Annotated in this window: 18 protein-coding genes; 6 read left to right on the top strand and 12 right to left on the bottom strand. The window is 56.5% G+C overall.

The genetic code is table 11. The annotated features are described in order from the left end of the window. Positions 1-143: 143 nt before the first annotated feature. The gene (gene dsbG, locus ACOI7D_RS05430; protein WP_023288821.1) at positions 144-893 is read right to left on the bottom strand and encodes a thiol:disulfide interchange protein DsbG; all 750 of its coding nucleotides are present in this window, start codon (positions 891-893) and stop codon (positions 144-146) included. Positions 894-1,303: 410 nt separating this feature from the next. Between dsbG and ahpC the strand changes: the two genes are divergently transcribed. Further along, positions 1,304-1,867 carry an alkyl hydroperoxide reductase subunit C gene (gene ahpC / locus ACOI7D_RS05425; RefSeq protein WP_002894394.1) on the top strand — a complete coding sequence of 188 codons (564 nt, stop codon included), beginning with the start codon at positions 1,304-1,306 and terminating at the stop codon, positions 1,865-1,867. A gap of 369 nt (positions 1,868-2,236) precedes the next feature. Beyond that, complete coding sequence (gene ahpF / locus ACOI7D_RS05420; protein ID WP_017899084.1) at positions 2,237-3,802, top strand: alkyl hydroperoxide reductase subunit F; 1,566 nt, start codon at positions 2,237-2,239, stop codon at positions 3,800-3,802. Between the two features lie 76 nt (positions 3,803-3,878). On the opposite strand, the gene uspG is transcribed toward ahpF, so the two are convergent. From uspG to dcuC, 4 genes are all read right to left on the bottom strand, one after another. Beyond that, positions 3,879-4,307, bottom strand: coding sequence for a universal stress protein UspG (gene uspG, locus ACOI7D_RS05415; protein ID WP_002894401.1), 429 nt, complete (start codon positions 4,305-4,307; stop codon positions 3,879-3,881). 188 nt (positions 4,308-4,495) lie between these two features. Then, on the bottom strand, positions 4,496-4,906 hold the full coding sequence (gene rnk / locus ACOI7D_RS05410) for a nucleoside diphosphate kinase regulator (RefSeq protein ID WP_032455114.1): 411 nt from the start codon (positions 4,904-4,906) through the stop codon (positions 4,496-4,498). A 177-nt stretch (positions 4,907-5,083) separates the two neighbouring features. After that, entirely contained in the window at positions 5,084-5,881 is a 798-nt protein-coding gene (gene rna, locus ACOI7D_RS05405) for a ribonuclease I (RefSeq protein ID WP_023288823.1), read from the bottom strand. Positions 5,882-5,973: 92 nt separating this feature from the next. Beyond that, positions 5,974-7,347, bottom strand: coding sequence for an anaerobic C4-dicarboxylate transporter DcuC (dcuC, locus tag ACOI7D_RS05400; RefSeq protein WP_048297043.1), 1,374 nt, complete (start codon positions 7,345-7,347; stop codon positions 5,974-5,976). Between the two features lie 335 nt (positions 7,348-7,682). On the opposite strand from dcuC, the gene pagP reads away from it, so the two are divergent. Continuing rightward, the gene (pagP, locus tag ACOI7D_RS05395; protein ID WP_223171797.1) at positions 7,683-8,204 is read left to right on the top strand and encodes a lipid IV(A) palmitoyltransferase PagP; all 522 of its coding nucleotides are present in this window, start codon (positions 7,683-7,685) and stop codon (positions 8,202-8,204) included. Positions 8,205-8,398: 194 nt separating this feature from the next. Next, a complete protein-coding gene (gene cspE, locus ACOI7D_RS05390) occupies positions 8,399-8,608 on the top strand; it encodes a transcription antiterminator/RNA stability regulator CspE (RefSeq protein ID WP_002439184.1) in 210 nt (69 codons plus the stop codon). A 67-nt stretch (positions 8,609-8,675) separates the two neighbouring features. Here cspE and crcB read toward each other — a convergent pair whose 3' ends face one another. Beyond that, positions 8,676-9,059, bottom strand: coding sequence for a fluoride efflux transporter CrcB (gene crcB / locus ACOI7D_RS05385; protein ID WP_002894459.1), 384 nt, complete (start codon positions 9,057-9,059; stop codon positions 8,676-8,678). Between the two features lie 89 nt (positions 9,060-9,148). On the opposite strand from crcB, the gene ACOI7D_RS05380 reads away from it, so the two are divergent. Together ACOI7D_RS05380 and tatE are read left to right on the top strand one after the other, a co-directional pair. Beyond that, entirely contained in the window at positions 9,149-9,937 is a 789-nt protein-coding gene (locus ACOI7D_RS05380; RefSeq protein WP_023288826.1) for a deaminated glutathione amidase, read from the top strand. Positions 9,938-10,179: 242 nt separating this feature from the next. Continuing rightward, positions 10,180-10,386 (top strand): twin-arginine translocase subunit TatE, encoded by a 207-nt coding sequence (gene tatE / locus ACOI7D_RS05375; protein ID WP_023288827.1) that lies wholly within the window; start codon positions 10,180-10,182, stop codon positions 10,384-10,386. Positions 10,387-10,576: 190 nt separating this feature from the next. On the opposite strand, the gene lipA is transcribed toward tatE, so the two are convergent. The 6 genes from lipA to rlpA form a co-directional block, all read right to left on the bottom strand. Further along, positions 10,577-11,542 carry a lipoyl synthase gene (gene lipA / locus ACOI7D_RS05370; RefSeq protein WP_023288828.1) on the bottom strand — a complete coding sequence of 322 codons (966 nt, stop codon included), beginning with the start codon at positions 11,540-11,542 and terminating at the stop codon, positions 10,577-10,579. A gap of 180 nt (positions 11,543-11,722) precedes the next feature. Next, entirely contained in the window at positions 11,723-12,682 is a 960-nt protein-coding gene (locus tag ACOI7D_RS05365; RefSeq protein ID WP_023288829.1) for a YbeF family transcriptional regulator, read from the bottom strand. Positions 12,683-12,811: 129 nt separating this feature from the next. Then, positions 12,812-13,456, bottom strand: coding sequence for a lipoyl(octanoyl) transferase LipB (gene lipB, locus ACOI7D_RS05360; protein WP_023288830.1), 645 nt, complete (start codon positions 13,454-13,456; stop codon positions 12,812-12,814). A gap of 104 nt (positions 13,457-13,560) precedes the next feature. After that, positions 13,561-13,824 (bottom strand): DUF493 family protein YbeD, encoded by a 264-nt coding sequence (gene ybeD / locus ACOI7D_RS05355; RefSeq protein ID WP_002894474.1) that lies wholly within the window; start codon positions 13,822-13,824, stop codon positions 13,561-13,563. Between the two features lie 112 nt (positions 13,825-13,936). Then, positions 13,937-15,136: a D-alanyl-D-alanine carboxypeptidase DacA gene (gene dacA / locus ACOI7D_RS05350; protein WP_023288831.1), complete on the bottom strand. Its 1,200-nt coding sequence runs from the start codon at positions 15,134-15,136 to the stop codon at positions 13,937-13,939. 139 nt (positions 15,137-15,275) lie between these two features. Further along, the gene (rlpA, locus tag ACOI7D_RS05345; RefSeq protein ID WP_060589627.1) at positions 15,276-16,424 is read right to left on the bottom strand and encodes an endolytic peptidoglycan transglycosylase RlpA; all 1,149 of its coding nucleotides are present in this window, start codon (positions 16,422-16,424) and stop codon (positions 15,276-15,278) included. Positions 16,425-16,426 lie beyond the last annotated feature (2 nt).

Below are 16,426 nucleotides of genomic sequence, written 5' to 3'. Positions count from 1 at the left end.
ATTTCTAACGATAATATCTTGCGTCTTAGTATTTGTGGTGTGAATTTAATTGTGGGCAAATAAAGTTAAGTTTTGCTTAATATATCTTACTATCGGTAGTGGCACCAGAGGTCGGTTTTGCCAGGCGCCACACCGGGACGGAATTACTCTTTTTCACCCATCATAATAGACAGCTTCTCTTTATCCGGCAGGCCGACCACCTGCTGCAGCATATTATCCTTATTCATATAATAAATAGCTGGCGTGACGTTGGCCCCCAGATCGTCCATTAGCTGCTGGTTGACGTTGAGCATTTTCATCTTCTCCGGCGGGATAGCCTTCGGTATTGTCAGGGCCATTTTGCCGTTCGATTGCTCGTAATCGTGCCAGGTTTTCGCCGGATCTTTACTGGCGAGGATCGCCGCGGCGGTGGCCGGGCTCTCCGGCTTGATCACGCCCACCAGCAGGGTGCGGATCTGCACTTTACCGGCCTCCACCCAGGGACGGGACTGCTGCCAGAACTGTTTGCAGTAAGGGCAGAAGGGATCGGCAAAGACATACAGCACGATGGGGGCGTCTTTGTCGCCATCCTGCAGCCAGTGGGCGCTGGCCATCTTCTTCCACATCTCCTGTCCCGCCGGCGTGTAGAGCGCTTTTTGAAATAACTGCTCGCTGAGGTTGTTGCCGTTTTCGTCGTACATATAACCGGAAATGGCATGTTTGCCGTCAGGCGTGAGGTAGATGGCGACGCCCATATCCTGGTATTTCCCCAGCCAGCCCTTCATTCCCCCCGGCGCGTCAAAGGGTTTGATGATGGTAATGCCCTGTTTTTCAATTGCTTTTACCGGGGCGGGCAGTTCTTCCGCATAGCTACAAAAAGGCAAAAGGCTGAGCAACAGCAGACGTTTTAACATGAGTATTCCTTGTAAAATCAGCAGGAAAGGAAGAAACATTGCCAAACCTATTACAGTTATAGGCAGGATCAGCAGAACGACGGATTGCCCTTTCCTGGCGTGGGTGATGTAATCCTGGATGCTGTTACATTAAGGTAATGTAGAGCGCAACACATAGCCAGTCTGACTGGCGCTGAACCTACCTTCGGGTATTTCAGGTAACGGGGCCGCCTGAAAGGGTGGCCTTTTTACTTTTGTCGCGGCAAATGATGCGAATAACAGCGAACTGCGCTGAACGCGTCGACAGGTTCACATTGTTGTCTTGTTCCGGTTGTTAGATAACGCTTATTGATTCGATAATGTAAACGCATTGGTCGGGTCAGGAAAAATTCGTTAACTTAGACCTCAACGAAAACACGGAGGAAGTATAGATGTCCTTAATTAACACCAAAATCAAACCGTTCAAAAACCAGGCATTCAAAAATGGTGAATTCATCGAAGTCACCGAGAAAGACACCGAAGGCCGCTGGAGCGTCTTCTTCTTCTATCCGGCTGACTTCACCTTCGTCTGCCCGACCGAACTGGGCGACGTGGCTGACCATTACGAAGAACTGCAGAAGCTGGGCGTAGACGTTTACTCTGTTTCTACCGATACCCACTTCACCCACAAAGCGTGGCACAGCAGCTCTGAAACCATCGCGAAAATCAAATACGCGATGATTGGCGACCCGACTGGCGCCCTGACCCGTAACTTCGACAACATGCGTGAAGATGAAGGTCTGGCTGACCGCGCCACCTTCGTGGTTGACCCGCAGGGTATCATCCAGGCGATCGAAGTTACCGCTGAAGGTATCGGCCGTGACGCGTCTGACCTGCTGCGTAAAATCAAAGCGGCGCAGTATGTTGCTTCCCACCCAGGCGAAGTGTGCCCGGCGAAATGGAAAGAAGGCGAAGCGACGCTGGCTCCATCCCTGGACCTGGTCGGCAAAATCTAATAATCACGGCGTCTTTCGCATCATAGCGGCGTTGGCTGCGCTTAATCACCCCGGTCACTTACTCGTGTAAGCTCCCGGGGGTTCATAAGCTTGCCGCCTTGCTCTAACGCGAAATACTGGTGAATTAAAATTTCCGTCGTCTTTCATGCCATAGCTGCGTTGGCGTCGCCTGCTCATCCCGGTCGCTTACTTCAGTAAGCTCTCGGGGATTCTCTGGCTAGCCGCCTTGCTCTGACGCGAAATACTTTGGAAATTACTTCAGTCATGGGCGCACCTGCGCCCATTTCATTCCAACACCATGATGCAAGCGCATTCAGGCAGCCTGATAAGGCCGCTTGCATGATGATGTTTTAAGCCCAGGAGATAACAATGCTCGACACCAACATGAAAACCCAGCTCAAGGCCTATCTTGAGAAGCTGACCAAGCCTGTTGAGCTGATTGCCACGCTGGATGACAGCGCTAAATCGGCAGAAATCAGGGAACTGCTGGCTGAAATTGCTGAACTGTCAGACAAAGTCACCTTTAAAGAAGACAACACGCTGGCGGTACGCAAGCCATCGTTCCTGATTACTAACCCCGGTTCCGACCAGGGCCCACGCTTTGCGGGCTCCCCGCTGGGCCACGAGTTTACCTCGCTGGTGCTGGCGCTGCTGTGGACCGGCGGTCATCCGTCGAAAGAGGCCCAGTCTCTGCTGGAGCAGATCCGCGATATCGATGGCGACTTCGAGTTTGAAACCTACTACTCGCTCTCCTGCCATAACTGCCCGGACGTGGTCCAGGCGCTGAACCTGATGGCGGTGCTCAACCCGCGTATCAAACATACGGCGATTGACGGTGGTACTTTCCAGAATGAGATCACCGAGCGCAACGTGATGGGCGTGCCGGCGGTGTTCATGAACGGCCAGGAGTTTGGTCAGGGGCGGATGACGCTGACGGAAATCGTCGCCAAAGTGGACACCGGTGCGGAAAAACGCGCAGCGGAAGAGCTGAATCAGCGTGACGCTTACGATGTGCTGATCGTCGGTTCCGGCCCGTCCGGCGCGGCGGCCGCGGTTTACTCTGCGCGTAAAGGGATTCGTACCGGCCTGATGGGCGAGCGCTTCGGCGGCCAGGTGCTGGATACCGTGGATATCGAAAACTACATTTCGGTGCCGAAAACCGAAGGCCAGAAGCTGGCCGGGGCCCTGAAAGCGCACGTTAGCGACTATAACGTCGATGTGATCGACTCCCAGAGCGCGACCAAACTGACGCCAGCGGCGACAGAGGGCGGCCTGCATCAGATCGAAACCGCCTCCGGCGCGGTGCTGAAGGCGCGCAGCGTCATCATTGCCACCGGGGCGAAATGGCGCAACATGAACGTGCCGGGCGAAGATCAGTATCGCACCAAGGGCGTAACCTACTGCCCGCACTGCGACGGCCCGCTGTTTAAAGGTAAGCGCGTGGCGGTGATCGGCGGGGGGAACTCCGGCGTGGAAGCCGCCATCGACCTGGCGGGCGTCGTGGAACACGTGACCCTGCTGGAATTCGCACCGGAGATGAAGGCCGACCAGGTGCTGCAGGATAAAGTCCGCAGTCTTAAGAATGTCGACATCATTCTCAATGCGCAGACCACGGAAGTGAAAGGCGACGGCAGCAAGGTCACCGGTCTGCAGTATCGTGACCGGGTGAGCGGCGATGAGCATCACGTCGCGCTGGCGGGCATCTTCGTGCAGATCGGCCTGCTGCCTAATACCACCTGGCTGGAAGGCGCGGTTGAGCGTAACCGCATGGGCGAGATCATCATCGATGCGAAGTGCGAAACCAACGTTAAAGGCGTATTCGCCGCCGGTGACTGCACCACCGTGCCGTACAAGCAGATTATCATCGCGGCAGGGGAGGGGGCGAAAGCGTCGCTGAGCGCCTTCGACTACCTGATCCGCACGAAAACCGCATAACAAGTCAGACAATAGACCTGCATAACAAAGAGGCTACCCAGGGGTAGCCTCTTTTTTTATGCGCTTTTCCGCAGCCTTACCTGACGACCATCACCGGGATATGGGCGTGACGGATGACGCTCGAGGCGTTGGAGCCCAACAGGTGAGTACTGATGGAGGGATTGCGTGAGCCAATCACCACCACGTCGGCGTTTATTTCGCTGGCCAGTTCGTTGACCATGTCGCGCACGCTGCCGAAACGCACATGCAGCTTGATCCGCGATGGGTCAATGCTGAAATGGCTGACCATGGTCTGCAGGCGGGTTTCCGCCTCGTGCTGCAGATGTTCCTCAAAACGCCGCAGGTCGGCGGTAAAACGGCTCATCGTGAAGCTCGCTGAACCGGGTAAGACGTGGAGCAGATGGATCACCCCGTCCTGCTGGGCCAGAAACTCCGCATGCCGGACGGCTTTATCGCTCAGCGCCATCTCAAAGACATCAACCGGCATAATGATAGTCTTATACATATGCAATCCTTCTTTTTCGTTTGCGTCTATATCAACATATTATATGCGGATATTGTGTCATTCAGGTCGCAAAACTGTCAGTCAGGCAGGCGCAAAGCGTAAAAAAAGGTTAGCGGGGGGAAAGACAGCAGAAAGAGGATGTGTGGACATCCTCTGAATAAAGCGCGATACGCCTCAGGCAGCGGGGATTAACGGTGGAATTCGCCAGCGGCTTCCGGCTGGTACAGCAGCGCCAGCACTTCCAGGTGCGTCGACGCCCCGCCCGGCAGCTCCCAGTGAATGGTGCTGCCGACCTTGAGGCCGAGCAGCGCGGCGCCCACCGGCGCGAGGACGGAGAGCTGGCTGGCGCTGTCGGTCACCTGCGTCGGAAACACCAGCGTCCGCACGCGCTCTTCGCCGCTGGTTAAATCGCGGAATTTAACCGTACTGTTCATGGTGACGACATCGTGCGGCATCGCTTCCGGCGCCAGCATTTGCGCGCGGTCGAGCTCGTCGTTCAGGGCATCGGCAACCGGCGAGCTGGCGAAAGCCGGCTGCTCCAGCAGCCTGTCGATACGTTCGGCATCCAGTTCGTTAATGATGATTGCGGGTCTGGTCATTGCATACTCCATGTTATCCAGGAACCTGTCCGTAAAAGAAAACCCTCGCCGAAAAAGGCAAGGGTTAAGGTTCTTCCATCATACTGAGAGTTGCCGGCAGTTTGAAGTGATGAAACGCACAATCAGCGCGCAACGCCTCCGGCGAAGGACGTTTTCTGAACAGTATGCCGCGTTGCGCTAGTGGCCAACCTTATCGAGGATAAACTGCGCGCCGCAGTTACCCGGGTGAGGCTGGGGCAGAAAGGCGGAGGTGGCCAGTGGGGCGTTGATGGTCGCGGCGTTGAGCGAGATTTGCATCTCGGTCAAATAGGCAGGATTACCGTTACAGGTTAATTTAAATGCCTTCACGCTCTGCGGACCCCAGGCGCGGGCCACGGCGGCGTCGAAGTCGGCCCGGCTGACGGTTTGGCCATAGTGTTTGGCAAGGAAATCACCAACCGGGCTGCGCTTAATTTCCCCGTTCAGGCGCACCATGGCGCCAAAATAGCTGTCGGGATCGAAGCCGAAGCAGACACCATGTTTGGCATATTCGTAACGTTCGAGGCAGGAGGTGCCGCCCGCGCCCGGCATTACGCTATTCAGTTTGTTGGCCATCTCCAGCGACAATCCCGTCTCCGCCGCCTGACATTTGCGGTTCGCTTTCACCTCCGGCATGTCGGGCAGCGGGCGCGTGGCGCAGCCGTAGCGCATCCAGCGTCGTTCATCCACTCCGCGCGCGGCAATGGACTTTGGCAGCCCGGGCCACAGGCCGTGCACGGTCAGAAAATCGGCTTTATTCGCGGTTTCCTGCTGCAGGCGGCACTCTTCCGGTTCGTTGCGGTTACGGTCATACATGCTCTGACAGAATCCGGTTTGCCAGGAGAGGGCCAGGACATAGCGGTCAAAATCAGCGTATCGCGTCGCGGTGAGCGGTTCAGCGCCGGCCTGAGTGGCGGTAAGCACAAGGGCAAGCGCGGCGAATTCCTTCCTGAACATGTTTATTCCTGATTGTGGATGGCAAAAGATAACGGGGAGTTATTAAAGCATAAAAAAGGCGCGTGCTGGCGCCTTTTCACGTGGTTAGACCATTAGCGGACCGCGCTGCCCGGGACGAGGATCTCGGTCGCGACAATCACCACCAGCAGGCCAACCATCACCGGCACCGAGGTGCGTTTGACCACTTCGAACGGGGAGATCTTCGCCATCCCGGCGACGGCCACCACCACGCCGGAGACCGGCGAGATCGTGCGGCCAAGGTTAGAGGCCTGCAGCATCGGGATCGACAGATAGGCGGGATTGATGCCGGAGGAGTGCGCCAGCTTGGGGATCATCTCGACAAAGGCGTAGAACGGGGCATTGCCGGAGCCGGTGGTCATCGCCGCCAGCATGGTCAGGATCACCAGCACCAGCATCAGAATAATACTGGCCGAGCCGAAGGAAGTGGCGATGGAGATCAGACCGTTGATGAAGCCGATGGTGCTTAATCCCTGAGCAAAAACGCCGGCGGCGACCAGCAGCATCACCACCCCGGCGAAGGCGTCAGCCATCCCGCGGTAGGCGACTTCCAGTCCGCTGAAGACGTTTTTGGTGTTGAACCCGCGCAGGAATTCGAGGATCGCCGCCAGCAGCATGCAGCCGACGAGGATGGTAATAATGTGCAGTTCCGGCCCCCATTTGCCATCAAAGATCAGTACGCCAATAATCGGGGTAAACGGCAGGATGGCGTACAGCGCCGGGGCATTGGTGGTGATCTCGTTGACGTCGAGCATTTCGTGGGAAATGTTCTCTTTTTTATCCAGGTAGCGCTGCCAGAAGAAGTGGGCGATCGCCATGCAGATGATAGCGGCGATGGAGATCGGCAGCGTGGTCTTGAAGGCAAAGTCGATCAGCGGCATTTCGGCCGCTTTTGCCGCCAGCACGACGTCACCCGAGGTAGGCGAAAGGATTATCGCCGCCGGGGAGGCGCAGATGGCCGCCGCCGCACCGCGGCTGATACCAACGTTTACCATCACCGGGAACAGCGTCGCCATCAGCAGGACGCCGAGGCCGGTCGCGGAGGAGACGGCCAGCGACATCAGGCAGGCGACAAAGTAGGCGGCAATCATCAGCAGATAGGGCGAATTGATATAGCGCAATGGCTTTGAGGCTAATTTCACCACCATATCATTGGCGCCAATATGCGTCATATAGGTGGCGAAACCGCACAGCATCATGATCATCATACCCAAATCGCCGCCACGACTCATGAGTAGAATCTTAATGTATTCAATAATGTCAGTGGCGGAGTAACCGGTGCCCTCGGTATTGCCTGGTAAGACTTTATGACCCAGCAGGGCGCTGACGATCAGCAATATTAAGCCGCCGACGAACAGCACGCCGGTGGCTGAATAGCCCTTAATGATATAGCGGGCGACGCCCACAATGACCGCAATCCCGATCAGGATCTCAACAAACGTCAGCATTCATTTCCCCTAAGCCCAAAGAATATGTAGTTAAAAAGCGCCACACCAAATTTTAATGTGCGAATGTGCCGAAAAAACGGACGAAACTCGCTGATGCAAATCAATAAAGCGATAAGAACTACGCCCCTCCCGTCCCGCCTGGATATAATCACCAGATGGATAGTTAAGCGGTTCTGATGGTCAGCGGGCGAAAATCAGGAGTTTGCCTTATTTCGTTCAACCTGTATTGAGACTATCTTTGCTATCTTAGGTGGCTTTTAAATGAAAGTGGTAATAGAAAAGTGTTGATGTTACGTCGTTTTTCATTGTTTTCTCTTGGTTTTTTAGGATGGTTATTGGTATCCGGAAACGCCAGCGCGTCGTTTTCATCGACCCTTAGCGAAGGTTACCATACCTTAAGTAATAACGTTGCGCAGACCTGGAATGAGCCGGAGCACTATGATCTGTACGTTCCAGCCATCACCTGGCACGCGCGCTTTGCTTATGATAAGGAAAAGACGGACAAGTATAATGAACGTCCGTGGGGGGCAGGCTTCGGCGTTTCGCGCTGGGATGAGAAAGGGAACTGGCACGGCCTGTACCTGATGGCGTTTAAAGACTCTTTCAATAAGTGGGAACCCATCGGCGGCTACGGTTGGGAGAAAACCTGGCGTCCGCTGACGGACCAGAACTTCCGCCTCGGTCTCGGCTATACCCTCGGGGTGACGGCGCGCGATAACTGGAACTACATCCCGATTCCGGTGATCTTGCCCTTAGCGTCAATAGGTTACGGTCCGGCAACGTTCCAGATGACCTATATTCCCGGTACCTACAATAACGGTAACGTTTACTTCGCCTGGGCTCGCATACAGTTTTAATTCGCTAAGTCTTAGCAATAAATGAGATAAGCGATGCGTCTTGTGGAAAAACAAGGACTAAAGCGTTACCCACTAAAAAAGATAGCGACTTTTATCACTTTTTAGCAAAGTTGCACTGGACAAAAGGTACCACAATTGGTGTACTGATACCCGACACAGCATTAGTGTCGATTTTTCATATAAAGGTAATTTTGATGTCTAAGATTAAAGGTAACGTTAAGTGGTTTAATGAGTCCAAAGGATTCGGTTTCATTACTCCGGAAGATGGCAGCAAAGATGTATTCGTACACTTCTCTGCAATCCAGTCCAACGGTTTCAAAACTCTGGCTGAAGGTCAGCGCGTAGAGTTCGAAATCACTAACGGTGCCAAAGGCCCTTCTGCTGCAAACGTAATCGCTCTGTAAGCAACGCGTCAGTAGAATATAAAAACCCGCTAATCAGCGGGTTTTTTTTTGCCTGTTGATTACGCCTTTAGCGGCTGGCGGCCTGCGAGAAGAGCCAGAAGGCGACAGCCGTCATGGCAAACGAGCCCAGCAAGTTCACCGCGACGTTGAGGAGCGCCCAGCTCACTCGCCCCTGCTGCAGAAGAAACACCACTTCCGCAGAGAAGGTGGAGAAGGTGGTCAACCCGCCGCAGAAACCCGTGGTGATCAGCAGTTTCCACATCGGGTCAATGCCGGTCAGTCTATTAAACCACGCCAGCCCGGCGCCGATCACAAAGGCGCCTAACAGGTTGGCAGTCAGCGTCCCAATCGGGATAGCATGATGCACAGGATTGAGCTTCATGCCGAGCCACCAGCGCAAAACGCTGCCGGTGCCGCCGCCAATAAAAACGGCGCAAAGAAGTTGAAACACGGTCGTTTCCTGCTATTTGATGTAAGAGAGTGTCAAGTGTAGCGCGCAACGGGCGCAATTGGCTATTCATAACCTGACGGGAGAAAAACATGCGGGTAGCGGCAGGGCAGTTTATCGTCACGCCAGTATGGCGGACGAATGCGCAAACTTGTGTGGCGATGATGCAGCAGGCGGCGCGTGAAGGGGCGGCGCTGCTGGTGCTGCCGGAGGCGTTGCTGGCACGTGATGACAACGACCCGGATCTGTCGGTGAACTCGGCCCAAACGCTGGATGGAGAGTTTTTACAGCTGCTGCTAGCCGAGAGCGCGCGTAACGGCCTGACGACGATCCTGACGCTGCATGTGCCGTCGGGGGAGGGGAGAGCAACCAACACGCTGGTGGTATTGCGTGAAGGGAAGGTTATTGCCCATTATCACAAACTTCATTTATACGACGCCTTCGCAATGCAGGAGTCCCGGCGGGTGGATCCCGGCCGGCAAATCCCGCCGGTGATTGAAGTGGCGGGTTTCCGCGTTGGCCTGATGACCTGTTACGATCTGCGTTTTCCGGAGCTGGCGCTGTCGCTGGCGCTGAACGGGGCGCAGCTGCTGGTGCTGCCCACCGCATGGGTGAAAGGGCCGCAAAAAGAGCATCACTGGGCGACGCTGCTGGCGGCGCGCGCGCTGGACACGACCTGCTACGTCGTGGCGGCAGGCGAATGCGGGACGCGTAACATCGGGCAGAGCCGCATCGTCGATCCGCTGGGGACCACCGTGGCGGGCGCGGGGAGCGAGCCGCAGCTGATCTATGCCGATATTTCCGCAGACTACCTTGCGCGGGTTCGCGAGCGTTTGCCGGTGCTGCAGAACCGACGGTTTGCGCCACCGCAATTATTGTGACGTTTTTTTAAACAAGGCTTGATTCACCTTGTTACAGATTGCTATTGTGTCCGCGCGCCAAATACCCGTATTGTTTATCCCAATAATTCGCTGTGCACGTCAGGACGGACACCCCAGCGCTCACTCCCGGAGGGGAGGCCTCGGGCTGAATCACGCAGCCCACGCACAGGTGGATTACAATATGACGGATAAATGCGTGTATGATGGCGTATTCGCAGCTTGTATAGAGAAGAAGGTTAGCTATGGGTGAGATTAGTATTACCAAACTGCTGGTAGTCGCAGCACTGATTATCTTAGTGTTTGGTACCAAAAAATTACGTACGCTGGGCGGCGACCTGGGGTCGGCTATCAAGGGCTTTAAAAAAGCCATGAACGAAGATGACGATAGCGCGAAAAAAACCACCGCTGAAGACGAAGCACCGGCGCAGAAGCTCTCTCATAAAGAGTAATTCTCCGGCTGCGTCCCCTGGCGGGATGCGGGTGGTACGGCGAAGAGGCCGCGACGTTTGACGTTGCGGCCTTTGTCGTTTTTGTCGACGCCGCGCAGGAAAGATGCAACTAACTGTTACGGGAAGGCGAAGCGAATGAAGCGGAGAGCGCCGCTGCGCCAGGACGTGACGCAGCGGGAGAAGCGGCAGGTTATTTAACTTCCATCCCTTTAGCCTGCAGGTCGGCGTGATAGGAAGAGCGAACGAAGGGGCCGCAGGCGGCGTGGGTGAAGCCCATCGCCATGGCTTCCGCTTTCATCTCTTCAAACTCTTCCGGGCTAACGTAACGCTGCACTGGCAGGTGGTGACGGCTCGGCTGCAGATACTGGCCTAACGTCAGCATGGTGACGCCATGACGGCGCAGGTCGCGCATGACTTCGATGATCTCGTCGTTGGTTTCGCCCAGGCCCACCATCAGGCCGGATTTTGTCGGGATCTCCGGGTGCGCTTCTTTAAAACGCTCCAGCAGCTTCAGCGACCAGTTGTAATCCGCGCCCGGACGCACCTGACGATAGAGGCGCGGTACGTTTTCGAGGTTGTGGTTGAAGACGTCCGGCGGGGTCACCGTCAGAATATCCAGGGCGCGATCCATGCGGCCGCGGAAATCCGGGACCAGCGTTTCGATTTTAATCGTCGGGTTTTTCTCGCGAATGGCGCTGATGCAGTCGGCAAAATGCTGTGCGCCGCCATCGCGCAGGTCGTCACGGTCCACCGAAGTGACCACCACGTAGCGCAGCCCCATATCGGCGATAGTTTGCGCCAGCTTCTGTGGCTCGTTCGCATCTGGCGCGACCGGGCGGCCATGCGCCACGTCGCAGAATGGGCAACGGCGGGTACAGATCGCGCCGAGGATCATAAAGGTCGCGGTACCGTGGTTGAAGCACTCTGCAAGGTTCGGGCAGGAGGCCTCTTCGCACACGGAGTGCAGGCCGTTCTTACGCATCGCTGCTTTGATTCCCTGGATACGGGACGAGTCTGCCGGAAGTTTGATTTTCATCCATTCCGGTTTTCTGAGCAGAGCTTCACGCTCAGTTGCCACGTTCTTCACCGGGATAAGGGCCATTTTATCGGCGTCGCGGTACTTAACACCGCGTTCCATCACAATGGGTTTACTCATAGCGTGCGTGTTCCAGTTGCGAGTCACGAAGGAAAGCGAATTAATTCAATGAAATGTTGCAATTATCAACTATTTTTGAATCAAGAGCAGGCAGTATACCATTGAAAAGGGGCAGAAAGCAGCCTGCCTGCCCGGCAAATTGTAAAATAGTTGTTGTTTTATCCTTTTCCCTTCCGTGCGCTACGCCTTAAACGCCTGGATCACGGTCTCAATGATCTCTTTCAGCAATGGCTCTTTCCCGCTCTGCTTATTGAAGTGCAGCGCAACATCAATCTGCTCTTCCCGCAGGGAGGGGAAGTCCAGGGTCTGTAGCGGCCAGAGACGGGATACCATGGCGAACAGGCGCTCGGTGGTCAGCCCCAGCATGTCGCTCTCGGCGATCATTGCCGCCTGGGTTAGCAGGTTGAAGGTGCTGAAACCGCAGCGGCGCTCGCCCATCTCCTCCTGCAGCCGACGGTGCAGCGTAGGGTAGCGCTGGCCTTCCGGCAGCAGCAGCGCAAACTCGTATTGTGCAAGGGCGGATTCATCCTGCGGACCCTCCAGCGCGGGATGCCCAGCGCGGCAGTACATCTGCACCCGTTCCTGATACAGCACGTGATGGCTTATCGCCTGGCCGCTGTGCAGATGGGTATCAATCAACAAATCCACCTGGCGCTGGTCAAGCTGCCGCGCGGCGTCGGTGAGGGCGATGTTGTGCAGCAGGATCTGCGGAAAGACCGGCTTCAGCGCGCTGGCCAGGCCAGGCATCAGCAGCGCCCCCATGGCTGGCGTGGTGGCGATAGTGATCACCCGCTGCTGATGCGGGCTGCCGGTGATATCCAGCGCGCTGAGGAAAGCCTCCATACCGCGGCTGATGTACTGGTGAAGATGGGTGGCATAGGCGGTGGGCGTTACGCCCTGGCCTTTACGGATAAACAGCGGATCGGGGAACAGCGCCCGCAGTTTGTTTATTGACTGGCTAATGGCCGACGGCGTGATATTGAGTATCTTCGCGGCATTGACGATACCTTTGTGTACGTACACGGCTTCGAAGATGGTCAACAGATTGAGGTCAATATTACGCAGGATGCGAAACATCTGACGGTCGTAACGTTCGTCCTGTCGGTCAGGAGATTCTGACGGCGGCGTATTCTCTGGCACGCGATGAGTCCGGTTGGGAATGATAGGCCAAGTATAGCGGCCCACCGCGTTGCCGTGCGTGACAATTGATTGCAAAAATAATGTGTTACTCGTTCAGCACCCCGCCGTCAGCGGGGCGCTGGTCTGCCCTTAACCCTGAGGAAGGTATTCGTGCGGGGGATTGTTCAGCAGCGCCAGCAGATGGGCGACCAGCCGCGGAGCCACTGTCTCCGGAGTGGCTTCCGGCTGCCACTGGCGCATTTGCGTCATCTCCATACCGGCATAGCCGCAGGGGTTGATACGCAGAAACGGCGTCAGATCCATCGCGATATTGAGCGCCAGGCCGTGGAAAGAGCAGCCTTTACGGATCCGCAGCCCCAGAGAGCATATTTTGCGATCGCCGACGTAGACGCCAGGGGCGTCGGCGCGGGGGTGCGACTCAATACCGTATTCGGCAAGGGTATTGACGACCGTTTGCTCCAGCAGCGTCACCAGTTCACGTACGCCCAGCTTGCGGCGCTTGAGGTTCAACAGGACGTACATTACCTGCTGTCCCGGGCCGTGATAGGTTACCTGGCCGCCGCGATCGCTCTGGATCACCGGAATATCACCGGGCACCAGCAGATGTTCCGCTTTGCCGGCCTGACCCTGGGTGAAGACCGGGTGATGTTCCACCAGCCAGATCTCATCAAGGGTATCTTCATCACGGGCGTCGGTAAATTCGTGCATCGCCTGCGAGACGGGTTCGTAAGGTTGCAGGCCAAGCTGCCGGATTAGAATTTTATTGTGCTGCAAAACAACATCTCCGCCGGGAAGAGAGAATTCAGGTCGGGGAGTATATCACAGCCGTGCGGGAGGGAATGAGAAGACCCGGCACGGCGGCCGGGTCAGGGAAAAGGTTACAGCACCATCCGAACGATATCGATATTGCCTAACTCTTCGTACAGCGTTTCCACTTGTTCAATGTGAGTGGCGTTGATGGTGATGGAGACCGAGTGGTAGTTACCTTTGCTGCTCGGTTTTACTGACGGCGAGTAATCACCAGGCGCATGGCGCTGTACCACTTCCACCACCTGATCAACCAGCTCAGGCAACGCCTGCCCCATTACTTTGTAAGTAAATGGCGTAGGGAATTCAAGCAGTTCGTTAAGTTTGGTTTTCATGTCAGCTCCGGTGTTACGACAAAATAATAACTCCCACCAAGGGCGGGAGTTATCAGGTTACTTGGATGAATAGTATATGGGGATGGAAATCACACTTTCAAGTGTTCGATTTTTAACCAAACCAGTGGTGGAACATTAATTTAATGTAATCAATAATTTTACCGAAGAAATTACCTTCCGGAATTTCCTGCAGCACCACCAGCGGGCGCTGGTCAATGGTTTTACCATCCAGCTGGAAGTTAATGGTGCCGACGACCTGGTTTTTCTGCAGCGGGGCGTGCAGCTCAGTGTTATTCAGCACGTAGCTGGCTTTCAGATCTTTCATCCGGCCGCGCGGGATGGTCAGGTAGACGTCTTTATCCACCCCCAGCGAAGCGCGATCGCTGTCGCCGAACCAGGCCGGTTCGGATGCAAACTCTTTGCCGGCTTTAATTGGGTTGACGGTTTCGAAGAAGCGGAAGCCCCAGGTCAGCAGTTTTTTGCTTTCCGACTCACGCCCTTTGAACGTCCGGCCGCCCATTACCGCCGAGATCAGACGCATCTGCCCTTCGGTGGCGGAAGCGACAAGGTTGTAGCCCGCTTTGTCGGTGTGGCCGGTTTTGATGCCGTCGACGTTCAGGCTGTTATCCCACAGCAGGCCATTACGGTTCAGCTGGCGGATACCGTTGAAAGTGAACTCTTTCTCACGATAGATGGAGTACTCGTTCGGCACGTCGCGGATCAGCGCCTGGCCAATCAGCGCCATGTCGCGCGCCGAGCTGAACTGGCCGTCAGCATCGAGGCCGTGAACAGTCTGGAAATGGGTGTTTTTCAGGCCGAGGGCGTTGACGTAGTTGTTCATCAGGCTGACGAAGGCGTCCTGGCTGCCGGCGACATAGTCGGCCATCGCCACGCAGGCATCGTTACCGGACTGCAGGTTGATACCGCGGATCAGCTGGGAAACCGGCACCTGCATCCCCGGCTTGAGGAACATCAGGGAAGAGCCTTTGAATACCGGGTTGCCGGTGGCCCAGGCGTCGTTGCCGACGGTGACCAGATCGGACTCTTTGAATTTGCCTGCTTTCATCGCCTGACCGATAACATAGCTGGTCATCATTTTGGTCAGACTGGCCGGGTCGCGGCGGGAGTCGGCGTTGTTTTCAGCCAGCACCTTGCCAGAGTTGTAATCGATAAGGATCCAGGATTCGGCGTCAATCTGCGGGGCGCCTGGGATCATCGTTTTGATATTCAGGTCATCGGCGCGGGCAGCGGAGGAGAGCGCTGCAACGGAGAGCGCCGTGATGAGTAAACGAGCGGTGAAAGAGGTCTTCATGGTCAGAACAACGGCATCCGTGATGGAGTTAAAAAAAGTGCCTTACTATAGCAAATGCTCTGCGGGCCAGCATCCGACATTGCGCATGAGTTTGTTAATGACTTTTACATGCGCAAGGTGAACGGGCTGCCCGCGGCCTTTAGTTGGCGCGAGTAATAAAGGACTGCAGCTGCGCTTCGCTTTGCAGGCGCTGCTGAACGGCGCTGGCCTGCGCCTTGTCGGCAAACGGCCCCAGCTGAATACGCCACACCGCGCCGTTTTGCATGACCCGGCCTGGCACAGAGAACTGCTGGCTCAGACGCTGCTGATACTGCTGCGCCCGCGCCTGGTCGCTCACTGCGCCCACCTGCACGACAAAGCTACCGCTGGCGCTGGAGGCGGCGGAAGACGAAGCGGCAACGGCGCCGGCGGCTGCGGCGGTGGCCGCTGCGGGCGCGACGCTACCCTGGATGGAGCCGGGCGCGGTTACCGGCGCTGCTGGCGTGGCGCCGGCGGCAGGTGCCGTCGCGGCGGCGGCTGCGGGTTCGCTGCTCTCCAGCACGCCGCTGTTCAGCGGCGTCGGAGCGCCGAGGAAACCGCCGCTGTTCACCGGTGCGCCAACGCTGTCTTCCGGCTTCAGCGTGCTGTTGCTGATCGGGCGAACGTCAGTGGGCGCGGGCTGGCTCATGCCAGCGGCGTCACCGCCGTCCAGATTCGGACGGGCGGGCAGGGCGTAAGTCTGTTTGGCGACGGTGGTACAAGCCATTCCCGGGCCGGAAAGCGAACCGTCAGGCGCGACGATGATCGGGTCGATACGCACTTTGGTGTTATTCGAGGTGTTCAGGCGGTCGGCGGACGCGCGGGAGAGCGAGATAACCCGATCGTTGCCGTAGGGACCGCGATCGTTAATCCGCACGACGATCATGCGCCCGTTGGCGAGGTTGGTGATCCGCGCATAGCTCGGGATCGGCAGCGTCGGGTGCGCCGCGGTCAACTGCGTCGGGTCGAAGGTTTCACCGCTGGCGGTCAGGTTGCTGTTGGGTTCCGCGTCATAGATCGCCGCGAAACCGGCCTGAGTAAAGTTTGCCGGATCCTGGACGATGTTGTAGCGCTTACCGTCGCGCTCATAATCCTGATTCGCCGTCGCGTTCGGCGTTTCATACTGCGGATCGGCGCCGCTGATCTCAACCGTCGGGCCATTACAGACGGCCGGCTGTGGAGTACTGACCGTCTTTTGTTGCACGTCATCACTCGAACATGCCGCCAGCAGCCCCGCTGCTATGCAGATCCCCAGCCATTGCTTACGCATTG

Source organism: Klebsiella sp. C360 (assembly GCF_048822415.1).
Lineage (GTDB): Bacteria > Pseudomonadota > Gammaproteobacteria > Enterobacterales > Enterobacteriaceae > Klebsiella > Klebsiella quasipneumoniae.
The sequence above is the reverse complement of the archived record's forward strand: the minus strand, read 5'-3'. Positions and strand labels throughout refer to the sequence as shown.

Excerpts from the sequence above, each read along its gene's own strand:
- dsbG (WP_023288821.1), bottom strand. The coding sequence starts at position 893 with ATGTTAAAACGTCTGCTGTTGCTCAGCCTTTTGCCTTTTTGTAGCTAT.
- ahpC (WP_002894394.1), top strand. The coding sequence starts at position 1,304 with ATGTCCTTAATTAACACCAAAATCAAACCGTTCAAAAACCAGGCATTC.
- ahpF (WP_017899084.1), top strand. The coding sequence starts at position 2,237 with ATGCTCGACACCAACATGAAAACCCAGCTCAAGGCCTATCTTGAGAAG.
- uspG (WP_002894401.1), bottom strand. The coding sequence starts at position 4,307 with ATGTATAAGACTATCATTATGCCGGTTGATGTCTTTGAGATGGCGCTG.
- rnk (WP_032455114.1), bottom strand. The coding sequence starts at position 4,906 with ATGACCAGACCCGCAATCATCATTAACGAACTGGATGCCGAACGTATC.
- rna (WP_023288823.1), bottom strand. The coding sequence starts at position 5,881 with ATGTTCAGGAAGGAATTCGCCGCGCTTGCCCTTGTGCTTACCGCCACT.
- dcuC (WP_048297043.1), bottom strand. The coding sequence starts at position 7,347 with ATGCTGACGTTTGTTGAGATCCTGATCGGGATTGCGGTCATTGTGGGC.
- cspE (WP_002439184.1), top strand. The coding sequence starts at position 8,399 with ATGTCTAAGATTAAAGGTAACGTTAAGTGGTTTAATGAGTCCAAAGGA.
- ACOI7D_RS05380 (WP_023288826.1), top strand. The coding sequence starts at position 9,149 with ATGCGGGTAGCGGCAGGGCAGTTTATCGTCACGCCAGTATGGCGGACG.
- tatE (WP_023288827.1), top strand. The coding sequence starts at position 10,180 with ATGGGTGAGATTAGTATTACCAAACTGCTGGTAGTCGCAGCACTGATT.
- lipA (WP_023288828.1), bottom strand. The coding sequence starts at position 11,542 with ATGAGTAAACCCATTGTGATGGAACGCGGTGTTAAGTACCGCGACGCC.
- ybeD (WP_002894474.1), bottom strand. The coding sequence starts at position 13,824 with ATGAAAACCAAACTTAACGAACTGCTTGAATTCCCTACGCCATTTACT.
- dacA (WP_023288831.1), bottom strand. The coding sequence starts at position 15,136 with ATGAAGACCTCTTTCACCGCTCGTTTACTCATCACGGCGCTCTCCGTT.
- rlpA (WP_060589627.1), bottom strand. The coding sequence starts at position 16,424 with ATGCGTAAGCAATGGCTGGGGATCTGCATAGCAGCGGGGCTGCTGGCG.